We start from the raw sequence: 14,183 nt of genomic DNA, 5'->3' as shown, positions 1-14,183 counted from the left end.
GTCCGTGGCGCGCTTTGAGGTTTAATTTGAGTTTGCTTCGCCGGTTGCATTTTGCTTTTCCCTCGCAAAAGCAAGCTCGCAGTTAGAGCGTAAGGATGCGGTTATACAAATACTTAATTGGGAATATTTAAAATAAAATCGGGGCGTCCGTAATCATCCGTTAGATCGTAATTCCGGACTGCCCCGTTAATATGATTTGATTAATTCGCGGCTCCGGAGTCTTCTTCGTCTTTATCCGCCTTCTCGTATTTTCTTCCCATTATGTAAGCCGCAACAAATCCCAGACCGGTCAACACAAAAATCATGAACGGTATCCATTCCTCCGAACCCGTCGCGTTTTCGAGAAGCATTCCCAATCCCAATCCGAATCCGAAAAAGACCAGTATGATTCCGGCTTTTAACAAACCGTAGCCGTTCTTTTTATAACGCATTAATTCTATCATCTGTTCGTAAGAGAGCCCTTTCTCAATCATTAACTGCTTTTCCCTCGAACGGAAATAGAAATACATTATAATTACCAATCCTGTAACGAGAATTGATATAATCGGTATAAATAAAACGATTGTGCCTTCCATTTTATCCTCCGCATTGTAATAAGTTTTTTTTCTACCTCTTTTGACATATATTGACGTTTGAAAGGTTACAAAAAAAATTTATAAAAATTGTAACCCGGAAGAGTCCTTTTCACGTCTAAATATGCGATGAAAAATCTAAGCGACATAGAAATAATCGAATCGGTTAAACGGGGCAACGACGCCGATTTTACTTTGATTGTAGACAGGTACAAGGACAAAGCTTTTAATTTGCTCAAACGAATGCTGAAGAACGATATGGACGCAGAGGAAGCGCTTCAGGACAGTTTCCTGAAAGCTTTCAGATATTTAAATCAATTCAGGGAAGAAGCCAGTTTCTCCACTTGGTTTTACAGGATTGTCTATAATACCGCTCTCAGCGTAATCGCTTCGAAAAAAAGGAAGATCGAAAAAGAGATGGCTTCGCTTGAGGACATGCCCGAGCTTATCAGCTACGATCGCGAAATTTACGCCAAAGCAGAAAATCCGGAAGAGTATTTAATGAAACTAATAGATAAATTGCCTGTAAGAAACGCGCTGGTTCTTATTCTTTATTATATCGACGGGTTGTCGCTCAACGAGATAAGTCGCGTTATGGATATTTCGCTTGTGAATGCCAAAGTGCGGCTGCATCGTTCCAGAAACATACTGAGAGATTTGCTTTTAAAGCATAATTATCAGGAGGAGATATTATGAACATAGATGAATTGCTCAACGACTATATCGACGGCTCTGCCGACTCAAATAAAATCAATGAGTTGAAAGAACTGCTGGAAAAAGATGAAATGACGGCAAAAAAATTGAAAGCTCTGAAAGCCGTCGATGTATTAATGCGACGAATGGATTACGAAAAAGCTCCGCGTGATTTTTCGGAAAAATTTGCCGCGGCATTGGTTAAAAATAGAGCGGTCAAAAAAGTACGGAAGGATTTTGTAACTCCAACGGTATTGTCTTTATTTTTGACCGTAATGTTAGGCATCCTCGCCGTTTCTTTTTATTACAGTTACAAAACAATCGACAATACAGGCGCGTTAACCGGGATTTTGAGGGACGTTTCAAACGGTATAAATTTTATCGCCGGCAATAAACTGTTCCACCTCCTCGGAGCTTCGATTTCTTTGATAGCGTTGACGATTCTCTATTTGTTGAACGAAACGCATCGTCGCTTCCGGAAAAAGCTTAAAGACCTCTGATCTTCAAGCCTGATAATCAATTTCGCTTTCCGCTGTATATATGTTAAAATTCCGGCGCAAGTAAATACTGAGCCGCTTTTCCGTTAATCCTGATTTCTATTGAATCTTTATTCGAGTATTGTCGTTAATAACTGTCAGAGCATAATATAATTTATTATTTTTGTGTATAAAAAAAGGAAGGTTATGAGCGTAAAAGCGGGCTTCGTTTCGATCATCGGGAAACCGAATGTGGGAAAATCGACATTGATGAATGTATTAATCGGCGAAAAGCTGTCGATTACAACCAATAAACCTCAAACAACGCGTAAAAAAATTATCGGAATTCTTTCGGACGAAAATTATCAAATTATCTTTCAGGACACGCCCGGAATTCTCAATCCTGAGTATCTAATGCAGGAAAGAATGTATGAATATATTACGGAAGCTGTCAAAGACGCGGATTTGCTTCTGTTTATGATCGATATTTCAACCGATCCTACGGGTCAACGCACGCTTTCGGACGAAAGGGTTTATAATCTCCTTAAAGACAAGTCGATTAAAAAAATTCTGCTTATTAATAAAGTCGACCTGGTTTCACAAAACGAAGTGGAAGCCCTTATTCGACAGCTCGAGAAAAATGAATTGTTCGAAAAGATAATACCGATTTCGGCAACGGCAAATTATAACCTTCAAGCTGTTATCGACGCGATACTCGAATATTTGCCCGAACATCCGAAGTATTTTCCCGACGATCAATTGAGCGACGCAAACGAAAGATTCTTTGTTTCGGAAATTATTCGCGAAAAAATATTCGAAATGTACCAGGAAGAAATTCCTTACAGCGCTGAAGTGGTAATCGAAGAATTCAAAGAACGCGAAAATGCGAAAGACTACATCAGGGCGGTTATCGTAGTCGAAAAAGAAACTCAAAAACCGATAATAATCGGCGCCAAAGGCGAGATGATTAAAAAACTCGGCAGAAAAGCGCGCGAAGCCATCGAAGCTTTTCTCGGCAGGGAAGTTTATCTGGAACTCTTCGTAAAGGTAAGAGAAAAATGGCGTTCCAATCCATTTATGCTTAAATCATTCGGTTATATCAAACCAGATGAAAAATAAATTTTCCCCGGCTCATTTTATCGGAGAATGCGCCCTGCTATTAATGACAATTATCTGGGGCGGAACATTTGTTATCGTTAAAGAAGCTTTAAATGATATTACCCCGATGCTTTTTATAGCGGTGCGTTTTTCAATTGCTTCGTTACTGGTATTTACGTTTCTTCTTTTTAAGCGTTATCAATTGAACAGTTCCGCATTGCGCTCCGGCTTTTTGCTTGGATTTTTTCTGTTCCTCGGTTTCGCTTTCCAAACTGCCGGATTAAAATATACTACTGCGACAAAATCGGGATTCATTACGGGCTCGCTTGTGGTGATGATTCCCGCATTACAGTTGTTGATTGAAAAGAAAAAGCCTACGAAAGGCGCTTTAATAGGAACGGCGCTTGTTTTCGTCGGAATAATTTTTCTGTCGAGCGGAAGCGCCGCTCCCTCGAGTTTCCTGGCGGAATTCGGTCAGGATTTTAATACGGGCGATTATCTGACATTGATTTGCGCGCTCTTTTTTGCGCTTCATGTGGTTTATATGGATATCCTTTCCCCGGGGCGCGATTTCTGGCTCCTCTTTTTTGCGCAATTGATTACCGTGGCGGTGCTTGCTTGGATAACAGCCATATTCTTTCATTCCGTTTCTTTTGAAAGTCTCTATCTGAATGTTAACGGGAATTTGATAAACGGTATTCTTTATACGTCGGTGTTGGCTACTTTTGTTAATTTCGGGCTGCAGACAAAATTTCAAAAAGAAGTAAGTCCCACAAAAGCGGGAATTATATATTCGTTCGAACCGATTTTCGCGGCTCTCTTCGCTTACTTTTTACTCAACGAAAAAATCAGTAATTTTGGAGCAATTGGCGGAGTTTTTATATTCGGCGGACTGATAATTTCAGAAATTTATGATTATTATTTTAACGGCGGAAAGAAAACTTAAAAAATGAAACGCGCCGAAATTATCGTGAACGGACTCGTACAGGGCGTAGGCTTTCGGTATTATGTTTTGCGACACGCTCAAAAACTCGGATTAAAAGGTTACGTCAAAAATCTTTTCAACGGCGAAGTGCTTACTGTTGTTGAAGGGGAAGAATTTAAAATAGAAGAATTGTTCAATCTGATTAAGATCGGGCCTCCGATGTCCGACGTAAAAAATGCTTTTATAAAATGGTTTGAACCAAAAAATGAATTCACAAAATTCGAGATAAGATATTGAAACAAGACTACAGAATCGGTTTCGGATTCGACGTGCACCGTTTTTCGAGAGATCGGTTATTGGTGCTTGGCGGCGTTGTAATTCCTTATGAATTCGGTCTGGAAGGGCATTCGGATGCGGATGTTTTGCTGCATGCAATTTGCGACGCGATGCTCGGAGCTCTCGCCCTGGGCGATATTGGAAAACATTTCCCGAATACAAGCCAGGAATTCAAAAATATCGACAGTAAAATATTGCTTGCAAAATCGAACGATTTGATTAACGGCAAAGGATATATTGTAAATAATATCGATTCGACTATCGTGCTGGAATTACCCCGGTTGTCGCCTTATATCTCGCTGATGCAAAACGAAATTGCTTCGGTATTGAAAATCGAACCCGATAGAGTTTCGGTCAAAGCCACTACTTCCGAACGGCTCGGTTTTACGGGCAGAAAGGAAGGCATTGCCGCCTATGCCACAGTTCTACTTACGAGGAAAGAATCTTAATGCTCGAAGAAATTATTTCATACATTGCCAATCTCGATCCCGCTTTAATATATCTTACGATGTTTTTTTTCGGATTTATTGAAAATATCTTCCCGCCTTCACCCAGCGATTTTGTAGTTGTGCTCGGCGCCACCTTGATTGCGAATAATACGATCGATTTTGTACCTCTGGTATTGATTGCAAGCGTAGGCAGCGGCGTCGGTTACATTATAATGTATTATATCGGCAGAAAATTGGGCGACGGGGTTATTCGTAACGGCAGATTAAAGTTTATTAAAAAAGAATCGCTCGACAAAGCCGACAGATGGTTCGAAAAATACGGTTATAAATTGATACTTATAAACCGCTTTTTACCAGGCACACGGGCGGTTATCAGCTTTTTTACCGGTCTTCATAAACTGCAGCCTTCGAAAACCATCGTCTATGCTTTTGTGAGCTCATTGCTGTGGAATATACTGCTCGCCATTCTGGGATATACTATAGGAAATAACATAGAACTGATTGATAAGATCTTGAACACTTATTCCAACGTCGGCTTAATGGCGACGTTGGCGGCGGTTGCAATTGCGTTTATTGTATATTACAGAAAAAAGAAAAATAAATCCCGCAGAGACGAAAGTACATGAAAATTTTTAAGAAGTATAGAGCGGTTCTTACTCCCCGGCAAAAATCCGCTTTAAAGAAAGAACGACTTATGGTTATCCTCAGCGGATTATTGCTCGGTTTGTCTTTCCCGCCGTTTCCCGTTCCGGTTTTCATTTTCTTCGCTTTTATACCGTACTTTAAAGTAATAGAAAACCGTAATTCTCTCGGAGAAATCAATCGAATCAGTTATTTGATGAATTTTGTTTTCAGCCTTGTAACGTTATACTGGGTGGGCAGCTGGACAAAAGAAGCCGATCCTTTTCTGATGATTTCCGGAGCGCTGTTGCTGTTTGTCAATCCGGCTCTCTACCTGATTCCTTCGACCCTCTACTATTTTTCTAAAAAAACGTTCGGAAAGAAAATATCGCTTTTGCTCTTCCCGTTCTTCTGGCTCGCTTTTGAATTTCTTTACTCGGTTACAGATCTCAGATTTCCGTGGCTTGCTTTAGGGAACGGCGTCGTTAAATTCAATTACTTTATTCAGATTGCCGATTTAGTCGGAGCATACGGATTAACGTTAATTATATTGTTTATAAATGTTTTTATTTATCTATCCGTTAAAGAGAGAGGAAGGAACAAAAAATTATTTACTTTCTATTCAACTGCCGCAGCGCTCGTTTTCATTGTCACGGTGGTTTACGGTTCTCTGAAAGTCAAAACTTATGAAAAATCCGAAAAGAAAATAAAAGTAGGATTGATTCAACCAAATTTTAATCCCTGGAAAAAATGGGAAGCGGGAAATATCGACGAACAATTGCAAACTTACCTGAGTTTGTCGGAAAAGGCTGTACGGGAAAATGCAAAACTTATCGTCTGGCCGGAATCGGCTTTGCCTGTATATCTGTTGTCGGGTAATTATGAAAGCGAAGTCGGTAAAATTCATGAATTCTGCGACCGGAATAACGTCTATTTAATGACGGGAATGCCGGACATCAACTTTTTCTATGGGGACGATACTGTCCCCGAAGATGCCAAACAAACAGCCGGCGGCATAAAATATACTTCTTACAACTCGATACTTTTCTTCTCGCCTTTCAAAAGAGATGTTGAAAAATACGCCAAGATAATGTTGGTGCCGTTTGGCGAAAGAGTTCCTTTTCTTGAAGAGCTGCCTTTCTTCGGCAAATTTATTACATGGCAGGTCGGAATATCGAGCTGGAACGTCGGTAAAGAAATAAAAATTTTCGAACCGAATAAATATTTAAAAGTTGCGGGTGTTATTTGTATCGAATCGATTTACCCTTATTTTGTGTCAAAGTTTGCCGACAAAGGAGCTGAAATGATTGTTGTAGTTACCAACGACAGCTGGTACGGTTATTCGAGCGGTCCTTTTCAGCATAAAGAATTTGCGCAATTAAGAGCGGTCGAAAACAGACGCGCTCTAGTTAGAGCGGCTAACGGCGGAATCAGCTGCATTATCGACCCGCTCGGAAGAACAATTTCCCAAACCGAACTTTTTGAAAGAACTTTCCTTACGGGGAATGCCGAATTGCGGAACGACAAAACTTTTTTCATGAGTTATCCGCTTCTGTTTCCTTCGATTGCGTTATTGATTTCGGGAATTACATTTCTAATGTTTTTAATAAAAAGGATGATGAAAAATGAAAAAAACGATTGACTTAAGGAGCGACACGGTTACAAAGCCTTCCGAAGAAATGCGAAAAGCAATGTTTGCCGCCGAAGTAGGCGACGACGTTTACAAAGAAGACCCTACGGTAAATTCATTGGAAGACTACGCGGCAGAACTACTCGGCAAAGAAGCGGCTCTTTACGTGCCGAGCGGTGTAATGGGCAATCAAATTTGTCTGAATATTTTAACTAGTCCCGGCGACGAAGTTATTTGCGAAAAGGACGCTCATATTTTTCAATACGAATCGGGTTCGCCCGCGGCGCTCAGCGGTTTACAGCTTTCTCTTGTTGAAGGCGATGAACGGGGAATTTTTACCGCCGGTCAAATCGAACCGCTTATTCGTCCGGAAAGCGCGTATTATATGGCTCGCACAAAAGTTGTCGAAATTGAAAACACTCACAACAGAGCCGGCGGCACGATTAATCCTATTGAAAATATCAAAGCAATATCCGAATTGGCGCGGAAATATAATCTGGCAATGCATCTCGACGGAGCCCGTATATGGAACGCTTATGTGGAAACAGGCGTCAAACCGTCTGAATACGCATCGTTTTTCGATACGGTTTCCGTATGCCTGTCCAAAGGTCTGGGCGCTCCGGTCGGCTCGATTATAGCCGGCTCCAAAGAAATGATCAAAGAAGCTTTCCGGATTCGCAAAGCCTGGGGCGGCGGAATGCGGCAAGTCGGAATCTTAGCGGCTGCGGGACTTTACGCGCTTAAAAACAATATCGACAGACTGAAAGAAGATCATTTGAAAGCAAAAAAGTTCGCCGAACTTTTAGCCGAAAATAAATTCATAAAAATCGATACTTCGCTTGTCGAGACGAATATCGTTATGTTTTCTCCGCTGCGCATTTCCGCAGACGATTTTATTCTAAAGTGCAAAGAAAAAGGACTGTTGTTGGGCGCCGGAAAAGTTGGCGTCATTCGAGCCGTTACTCATATGGACGTCGACAACGAAGATATAATAGAAGCCGCAAAAATTATCGAGCAGATTGCCTGACAATTTATTAGTTTAGTGTCGAAATTATGAGGTCGCAATGAACCTCGTATTCGATATCGAAACTACCGCTTACGATTTCGAAAGCCTTGAAGAATCGCAGCAGGAATTTCTGTTAAGATATGCGGAGCAAGAAAAAGACGAAATCCTGAGAGCGGAAAAAATCGAAGAAGCCAAACGCTTTCTCAATCTCTATCCATTCACCGCAAAAGTTATTGTTATCGGTATGTTGAATACCGATTCGGAAAAATCTCTGGTTATGTTCGAATCGGAAAATAATGAAGAATGGAATAACACAGACGGAACGATAAATTACAAGGGCATGCCCGAAGATGAAATGCTGAAGACTTTCTGGAATTATGTAGCTAAAGTCGAGAGCGTTATAACTTTCAACGGCAGATCTTTCGACGTCCCGTTTCTGATGCTGCGTTCGGCAAAGCTGGGTATAAAACCCACAAGGAATTTTATAGCTCGCCGTTACGATACCGGTTTGCATATCGACCTTTTGGAACAATTCACATTTTACGGACTTACCAAAAAATTCAATCTTGATTTCTATTGTCGGTCCTTCGGTATCGAATCTCCCAAATCCGAAGGAATAACCGGAATGGAAGTAAACGAGTTATACAGGGCGGGGAAAATAAAAGAAATTGCAGTCTATTGCAGCCGCGACGTACGGGCTACGTTCGAACTTTATAAAGTATGGAAAAAATATCTATCAGACGAACTATGAATTATAAACGTTTAAAGAGAGAATATTCAAGAAATATAAAGTTGGCGTTTGCTCTTAGCCTGATTATTACCATTATTATTTTTATTTCGATTCCATCTGTAAAGCGGGAAAGAAAATTTCTTCCCGGCGAAGAAAACGCTATTATCAATTTGATTTCAACACCGCTTACGGCTCAACGCAATGAAATTGTTTCGAAGAGACAGATAAAAATAAATTTGAACTTCGGACTGGTTGACGATGAACTTGAAATGCTGGACGATATTCAAATGACATACTCGGACAGCTCCAGGTCAAAACAGGACGATGCTAAAAATATCAGTCGCGCGCGGATTAACATTACTCCACTCCAGATAAGAGATGTAGTATCGGCGGAAAATTTCAATATGGAAGGCAGATTATTGTTGAAACTCTGGATTGATTATAAAGGGAGACCGGTTAAGAGCGAAATCGTAAGTTCTACGCTTTCGCCTTCCGAATCGGTAAAAGAGATAATCAAAATGGCAATGCAATCTGAGTGGCTCGTTCAAAACCCCTCCCCGGATTCTCTTTATGTCGTATTCAAGGAATACAATTTCAATTAATCGTCCGTTGAACTGTCAAGTATATTGACCTCCTAAATTAAAACAATTATATTGAGGCAAATATTAGGAGGGGAAAATGGATTTTACACATATCATCGAATTTATCAGGAATAATCTTCACCAGATCTCTCATGCCTATTACGAACAGATAAAGAAAACCGAATTAATGAAAAACTATCGCAGACTTTCGGAAAAGGAAGTAATAGCGCGTGAAGAAAGGGTATTCGAAAATTTAATCGAATGGCTTCAGACGGGAGCGTCAAACGACAAAGCGGAGAAATATTTCGAAAATGTGGGCGCCGAAAGATTCAAGGAAGGCTTCCCTCTTACCGAAGTAAATTATGCTCTTTACATTACAAAAAAAGTTTTCTGGAGCTTCATTGCATGGAAGAAAGAACTTTTCGGTTTCGACGACGAGGAGGGCGGAATCGATTTTTCCCGGATAATGGAATACGTTACGATATTAAATAACTTTTTCGATCTGGGGAATTTTTATATCATCCGCGGTTATATCGGGGAACTGTTCGAACAGCTGGAAGAAACGGCAAGCATGAGCAAAGAAGAAATTAAAAAAATCCTGATGCACGGCGCTTTCGACGATAACGATTTTAATAAAGACGAAATTATCTGGCATCATATTTAATGCGGCGGGCATTGGTCAAATGATACGCATTTTGTCGTCAGGCTGTTATGAATATTGAAAATGCCGTTATATTTATACCGGATGAAGAGCTGCATTTAAATTCGGCTAATCTCAAAATAGACGAAATTACTTTGCTGGAAAAAATCCGTGCAATCCTCGAAGCGCATTTCGAAAAAGTCTATGTTATAGCTCCCGGAGCTTTGTCCGAAAAATATGGTTTTAGTCCCACAATTGAAAACAAAGCCGAAGGACTCGGAATGGTCTCCGCGGTTTATTCAGCTTTGAATCAAATCGACGCTCCCCGAATTTTTCTTACTACTTGCCTGCTTCCTTTTATTACAGACGGTTTTGTCGAATTCATGAAATCGAAACGGGGCAATCTGTTGGTCTCTTCCGGAAATAAAATTTGTTATCAAGCGGGCATTTTTTCCAAATCCGTTTTACCTTTGTTGAATCTAATTATAGAAGATAACATCAAAGCCATGAAATTATATCAAGGAAAAAAAGAGTTTGTTTTTCACTTTGAAAATTTTATTAACAGGATTGCCGCGGATATTATCGATATCCGTTACGAAAAATTTTATTTCCGGGATCTGCTCTTCGAAATAAAGACGGCAGCGGATTTCGATTTCGTGCGCGAAAATTTGTTTTGATTTTTACGGGGCTAAAATGACCAGAAGAAAATTTTTTGAAACCGCGAATAAAATCTTCGGCTTCTTTCTTATACTCCTTGGCGTTTTTACGGCGGAAGATAAAAAGAAAAAAAGCGCAGGCGAAAAAATAATTATTCCCGAAAATTTGAACGAGGGTTTTAATTTTATCGGTAATGTTATCGTTGTCAAACAAAGTAAAACTCTCGTCGCTTTTGAAGCAAGGTGTACGCATCTGGGATGTTTATTGAACAGAAATACAGGTAATAAAATTGTTTGCAATTGTCACGGCTCGGAATATAATATTAACGGCGAGGCGATTAAAGGACCTGCCGTAAAATCATTGAATAAACTCGTTATCCATACGGATAAAAAGTCGAAAAACCTTTACGTCTATGTCTGAGCAAAAACAATATTTGAGAATTTGGGGAATTACATTAGGGCAACTTGCATTCGGCATGTTTTTGATTGCCGTCGTAAGCGGCATACTGCTGGCTATCCCTTATGACGTGCGAAATCCGTATGAATCGATGAGTCAAATATTATTGCTGACGCGCTTTAATTTTGTGAGAAGTTTGCATTACTGGAGTTCTCAGTTCTTCCTTGTTTTTACGGTACTCCACTTCTGGGATCATTTGAGATTGTCAACAGAATACAGAGTATCGAAGAATCTATGGCTGCGTCTGACCGTTAGCATACTCCTGATAATTTATTTGATGCTGAGCGGTTTTATACTCAAAGCCGACGCCGACAGTCTTCAGGCTCACAGTATATTCAATAACCTTCTGAATAAAATACCGTTTATCGGCGGCAGTATTTCTTATCTGTTTATGGGAAAGTTCGACAACCTTCAGTTGCTCTATATACATCACGCCGCAACCGCCACGATATTTATTCTGTTATTCATAATAGAGCATGTTAAAAGTTATTGGCCTCAGTCCAAAGCTATATTCTTCGGCGCGCTAACAGTATTGATTGTCGGAATTATTTTGCCGCCGACAATACACGACGGTTTTAATCCAGTAGTTAAAGGTCCGTGGTACCTGGTGGGCGTTCAGGAATTCCTTCATTGGATGAATTGGCCTGAAGTATTCTTATTGCTTATTGTGTCGCTGCTTGTAGTAATTTACATGCTGCGTTTTGCAGGAAAGGGAACTAACCTTTTATTAAAGAAAACTCTGGCTTTTCTGTTCGCGGTTTATATTGTTCTATCGATAATCGGTTTTTATTTCAGAGGAGAGAACTGGAATTTCGGAATAGGATTAGAAAACGAATATGCCGTAGGGTACAATAATTCAGTTTCATTGAAAGAATTGTTTTCCGTTGATGACGCCGTCGATAAACAACTCGTCAAAGCCGGCGAAAGGTACGAAGGTTGTATGGCGTGTCATTCGGATATGAAAGGGTTTAGCGTTTCTCACGATATAAGCGCGCTCGGCTGTTATTCATGCCATCGGGGAAATCCTTTTACATTGAACAAGAAAGACGCGCACGAAAATATGATCCTTATTCCGGGCAATCTTTCGAACGCTCAATATTCATGCGGTTCTGCGCAATGTCATCCCGACATTGTGCCTCGCGTTAATAATTCGATAATGACGACATTGAGCGGAATGATAAGCGTGAACAAGTTTGTATTCGGTGAATTGGAGTCGCCGGATTCACTCGGTCGAATTTCCGAAATCGGTTTTTCCCCGGCTGAAAAACATTTGCGGAATTTATGCGCTTCCTGTCATCTTGGCAACGAGAAAACCGAATTTGGCGAAATAAACGAAGAGTCGAGAGGAGGCGGGTGTCTTGCATGCCACCTTGATTATTCGCCGCAAGCTTACGATGAATTGATCCGTTATAATAAAAATAAGGAAGGACACGTCCATAAATTTCATCCTTCGTTACAACTTCCCGATAACAACTATAGCTGTTTCGGGTGTCACTCAAGATCGGGCAGAATATCAACCAACTATGAAGGCTGGGCGGAAGTCAACGATACAACGTTAATCTATGACACGGATATGCGCAGACTTAAAGACGGCAGGATATTCAAAAGAATGACTCCCGACGTTCATTTCGAAAAAGGAATGCTTTGTATCGATTGTCATCTCTCGTCGGAAATTATGGGAGACGGCAAAAATTATACTCACAAAGAACAGCAAACTGTAATTCAGTGCGCGGATTGCCACAACAGCAATGAGCGGAAAACGATAAAGGTTGACGAATTCGATTACGAATCCCGCAAGATTTCGGAACTGAGAAATTTTGACGCTGCTAAAAAATATCTCCTTACAAACAAAAACAATTTACCGATTACAAATGTTTTTGAAGAAGACGGGAAAATAATGTTGATAAAAAAATCGAGCGGCAAAATCGCGGAAGCTCGTCCGCCGTTGAAACAATGCGCAAACGATATAGCGCATAAAGACCTCGATTGTCAAACTTGCCATACATCCTGGGCTACACAATGCATCGGATGTCATACTGAATTTGACAAAGCTTCTGCGGCATACGACCACCTCGAAAAGAAAATAACGGAAGGAGAGTGGATTGAACATGCGGGAGAGTACCTTTCAGAGCCTCCGGCGCTGGGCGTAGCGGAATCGGAATCCGGAAGAAAAATAACAACCTTCGTTCCTGGAATGATTATCAGCATCGACAGGGACAACAGTTCTCATAGCGATGAAATTATTTTCAAACGACTGTATGCGCCGGCGTTTTCTCATACAATCCGAAAAGAGTCCAGAAGTTGCCAATCGTGTCATAATAATCCGTTGGCTATCGGTTACGGAAGGGGAAAGTTAATCCTCGATAAATCCGGCGATTGGTTGTTTACTCCTTATTATTCCCGGTCGGTTTATGATAACTTGCCCCGGGATGCCTGGATCGATTTTTTGACCGGTCCGAAGCCCCGTGTTTCCACAAGGAAAAATTATCGTCCGTTCAATCTTGAAGAGCAAAAGAAAATCTTACGCGTGGGCGCGTGTTTGACCTGCCATCCCTCCGATTCTCAAATTATGAAAAAATCTCTTGAAAATTTTGACGCGCTGCTGAATAAACTCTCGCCTAAATGTATAATACCCAATTGAATCGCTTTTTTTTATAAAAATTATCCTTTCAAAATTAGCCGTTATCCAATTCTTATTGCCTTTTAAATAGAATAAAAGGAGTATAAATCTGTTATTTCTCAAAGATAAAATACTTTAATATCGAAAATTCTTAACAACGGCAAAAACTATATCTAAAAATCTAATTAAAGCTCATTTTCCAAATGGCAGAATAATTGATATTTATAAATATAGCATAGAAAAAGAGGTAAAATGATTGACCGGATAGACAGGCAAGAACCGATATTTCCGATTGGAACAGCCGCCAAAATTCTCGGCGTATCGGTCCACACTCTGAGAATGTACGAAAGGGAAGGGTTAATTATTCCTTATAAAAAGGAATCGAATCAGCGTCTTTTTTCAAAAGCCGATATCGAAAGAATCGAGTGTATCCGAAGAGCTATAAACGATTCGAAGATAAGTATAAACGGCATCAAAAGCATTTATTCCTTAATTCCGTGCTGGGAAATAATTAACTGCTCAGAAGAAGACCGAAATAACTGCAAATCGTATAAATCACACGGAGAACCGTGCTGGAGTTTTAAACATCCCGGCACAGTATGCGCCGAAAAGGAGTGCCGGAACTGCGAAGTTTACAATAAATATACACAGTGCGGCGAAATAAAAGAATTGATCAAATCGATATCGAGGTAA

17 protein-coding genes are annotated in these 14,183 nt (G+C 40.4%); 16 read left to right on the top strand and 1 reads right to left on the bottom strand.

Translation table 11 applies throughout. The features are described 5' to 3' along the window. Positions 1–200 precede the first annotated feature (200 nt). Positions 201–575, bottom strand: a complete 375-nt coding sequence (locus ACSSWA_RS13425) for a DUF6249 domain-containing protein (protein WP_437357063.1) — start codon at positions 573–575, stop codon at positions 201–203. Positions 576–701: 126 nt separating this feature from the next. On the opposite strand from ACSSWA_RS13425, the gene ACSSWA_RS13420 reads away from it, so the two are divergent. The 16 genes from ACSSWA_RS13420 (at position 702) to ACSSWA_RS13345 (ending at position 14,183) form a co-directional block, all read left to right on the top strand. Beyond that, complete coding sequence (locus tag ACSSWA_RS13420) at positions 702–1,268, top strand: RNA polymerase sigma factor (protein ID WP_437357062.1); 567 nt, start codon at positions 702–704, stop codon at positions 1,266–1,268. Continuing rightward, a complete protein-coding gene (locus ACSSWA_RS13415; RefSeq protein WP_437357061.1) occupies positions 1,265–1,765 on the top strand; it encodes an anti-sigma factor family protein in 501 nt (166 codons plus the stop codon). The genes ACSSWA_RS13420 and ACSSWA_RS13415 overlap by 4 nt, the downstream gene beginning before the upstream one ends. Positions 1,766–1,948: 183 nt before the next feature. After that, complete coding sequence (gene era / locus ACSSWA_RS13410) at positions 1,949–2,860, top strand: GTPase Era (protein WP_437357060.1); 912 nt, start codon at positions 1,949–1,951, stop codon at positions 2,858–2,860. Further along, on the top strand, positions 2,850–3,785 hold the full coding sequence (locus tag ACSSWA_RS13405; protein ID WP_437357059.1) for a DMT family transporter: 936 nt from the start codon (positions 2,850–2,852) through the stop codon (positions 3,783–3,785). Before era ends, ACSSWA_RS13405 begins: the two co-directional genes overlap by 11 nt. A 3-nt stretch (positions 3,786–3,788) precedes the next feature. Further along, a complete protein-coding gene (locus ACSSWA_RS13400) occupies positions 3,789–4,061 on the top strand; it encodes an acylphosphatase (protein ID WP_437357058.1) in 273 nt (90 codons plus the stop codon). Then, on the top strand, positions 4,058–4,549 hold the full coding sequence (gene ispF, locus ACSSWA_RS13395; protein ID WP_437357057.1) for a 2-C-methyl-D-erythritol 2,4-cyclodiphosphate synthase: 492 nt from the start codon (positions 4,058–4,060) through the stop codon (positions 4,547–4,549). Before ACSSWA_RS13400 ends, ispF begins: the two co-directional genes overlap by 4 nt. After that, on the top strand, positions 4,549–5,175 hold the full coding sequence (locus ACSSWA_RS13390; RefSeq protein WP_437357056.1) for a DedA family protein: 627 nt from the start codon (positions 4,549–4,551) through the stop codon (positions 5,173–5,175). Before ispF ends, ACSSWA_RS13390 begins: the two co-directional genes overlap by 1 nt. Further along, a complete protein-coding gene (gene lnt, locus ACSSWA_RS13385; protein ID WP_437357055.1) occupies positions 5,172–6,812 on the top strand; it encodes an apolipoprotein N-acyltransferase in 1,641 nt (546 codons plus the stop codon). Before ACSSWA_RS13390 ends, lnt begins: the two co-directional genes overlap by 4 nt. Next, the gene (locus ACSSWA_RS13380; protein WP_437357054.1) at positions 6,796–7,827 is read left to right on the top strand and encodes a threonine aldolase family protein; all 1,032 of its coding nucleotides are present in this window, start codon (positions 6,796–6,798) and stop codon (positions 7,825–7,827) included. Before lnt ends, ACSSWA_RS13380 begins: the two co-directional genes overlap by 17 nt. Positions 7,828–7,864: 37 nt before the next feature. Further along, the gene (locus tag ACSSWA_RS13375) at positions 7,865–8,557 is read left to right on the top strand and encodes a ribonuclease H-like domain-containing protein (RefSeq protein ID WP_437357053.1); all 693 of its coding nucleotides are present in this window, start codon (positions 7,865–7,867) and stop codon (positions 8,555–8,557) included. Beyond that, the gene (locus ACSSWA_RS13370; RefSeq protein ID WP_437357052.1) at positions 8,554–9,138 is read left to right on the top strand and encodes a hypothetical protein; all 585 of its coding nucleotides are present in this window, start codon (positions 8,554–8,556) and stop codon (positions 9,136–9,138) included. The genes ACSSWA_RS13375 and ACSSWA_RS13370 overlap by 4 nt, the downstream gene beginning before the upstream one ends. A 76-nt stretch (positions 9,139–9,214) precedes the next feature. Then, positions 9,215–9,781 (top strand): hypothetical protein, encoded by a 567-nt coding sequence (locus tag ACSSWA_RS13365; RefSeq protein ID WP_437357051.1) that lies wholly within the window; start codon positions 9,215–9,217, stop codon positions 9,779–9,781. 47 nt (positions 9,782–9,828) lie between these two features. Continuing rightward, on the top strand, positions 9,829–10,434 hold the full coding sequence (gene mobA, locus ACSSWA_RS13360) for a molybdenum cofactor guanylyltransferase (RefSeq protein WP_437357050.1): 606 nt from the start codon (positions 9,829–9,831) through the stop codon (positions 10,432–10,434). 16 nt (positions 10,435–10,450) lie between these two features. Continuing rightward, a complete protein-coding gene (locus ACSSWA_RS13355) occupies positions 10,451–10,834 on the top strand; it encodes a ubiquinol-cytochrome c reductase iron-sulfur subunit (protein ID WP_437357049.1) in 384 nt (127 codons plus the stop codon). Beyond that, entirely contained in the window at positions 10,827–13,511 is a 2,685-nt protein-coding gene (locus ACSSWA_RS13350; RefSeq protein ID WP_437357048.1) for a hypothetical protein, read from the top strand. The genes ACSSWA_RS13355 and ACSSWA_RS13350 overlap by 8 nt, the downstream gene beginning before the upstream one ends. A gap of 231 nt (positions 13,512–13,742) precedes the next feature. Next, positions 13,743–14,183 (top strand): MerR family transcriptional regulator, encoded by a 441-nt coding sequence (locus tag ACSSWA_RS13345; protein ID WP_437357047.1) that lies wholly within the window; start codon positions 13,743–13,745, stop codon positions 14,181–14,183.

The organism is Melioribacter sp. Ez-97 (assembly GCF_051488665.1).
Classification (GTDB): Bacteria; Bacteroidota; Ignavibacteria; order Ignavibacteriales; family Melioribacteraceae; genus Melioribacter.
This window is presented reverse-complemented; position numbering and strand designations above follow the sequence as displayed.

Excerpts from the sequence above, each read along its gene's own strand:
- ACSSWA_RS13425 (WP_437357063.1), bottom strand. The coding sequence starts at position 575 with ATGGAAGGCACAATCGTTTTATTTATACCGATTATATCAATTCTCGTT.
- ACSSWA_RS13420 (WP_437357062.1), top strand. The coding sequence starts at position 702 with ATGAAAAATCTAAGCGACATAGAAATAATCGAATCGGTTAAACGGGGC.
- ACSSWA_RS13415 (WP_437357061.1), top strand. The coding sequence starts at position 1,265 with ATGAACATAGATGAATTGCTCAACGACTATATCGACGGCTCTGCCGAC.
- era (WP_437357060.1), top strand. The coding sequence starts at position 1,949 with ATGAGCGTAAAAGCGGGCTTCGTTTCGATCATCGGGAAACCGAATGTG.
- ACSSWA_RS13405 (WP_437357059.1), top strand. The coding sequence starts at position 2,850 with ATGAAAAATAAATTTTCCCCGGCTCATTTTATCGGAGAATGCGCCCTG.
- ACSSWA_RS13400 (WP_437357058.1), top strand. The coding sequence starts at position 3,789 with ATGAAACGCGCCGAAATTATCGTGAACGGACTCGTACAGGGCGTAGGC.
- ACSSWA_RS13390 (WP_437357056.1), top strand. The coding sequence starts at position 4,549 with ATGCTCGAAGAAATTATTTCATACATTGCCAATCTCGATCCCGCTTTA.
- lnt (WP_437357055.1), top strand. The coding sequence starts at position 5,172 with ATGAAAATTTTTAAGAAGTATAGAGCGGTTCTTACTCCCCGGCAAAAA.
- ACSSWA_RS13380 (WP_437357054.1), top strand. The coding sequence starts at position 6,796 with ATGAAAAAAACGATTGACTTAAGGAGCGACACGGTTACAAAGCCTTCC.
- ACSSWA_RS13375 (WP_437357053.1), top strand. The coding sequence starts at position 7,865 with ATGAACCTCGTATTCGATATCGAAACTACCGCTTACGATTTCGAAAGC.
- ACSSWA_RS13370 (WP_437357052.1), top strand. The coding sequence starts at position 8,554 with ATGAATTATAAACGTTTAAAGAGAGAATATTCAAGAAATATAAAGTTG.
- ACSSWA_RS13365 (WP_437357051.1), top strand. The coding sequence starts at position 9,215 with ATGGATTTTACACATATCATCGAATTTATCAGGAATAATCTTCACCAG.
- mobA (WP_437357050.1), top strand. The coding sequence starts at position 9,829 with ATGAATATTGAAAATGCCGTTATATTTATACCGGATGAAGAGCTGCAT.
- ACSSWA_RS13355 (WP_437357049.1), top strand. The coding sequence starts at position 10,451 with ATGACCAGAAGAAAATTTTTTGAAACCGCGAATAAAATCTTCGGCTTC.
- ACSSWA_RS13350 (WP_437357048.1), top strand. The coding sequence starts at position 10,827 with ATGTCTGAGCAAAAACAATATTTGAGAATTTGGGGAATTACATTAGGG.
- ACSSWA_RS13345 (WP_437357047.1), top strand. The coding sequence starts at position 13,743 with ATGATTGACCGGATAGACAGGCAAGAACCGATATTTCCGATTGGAACA.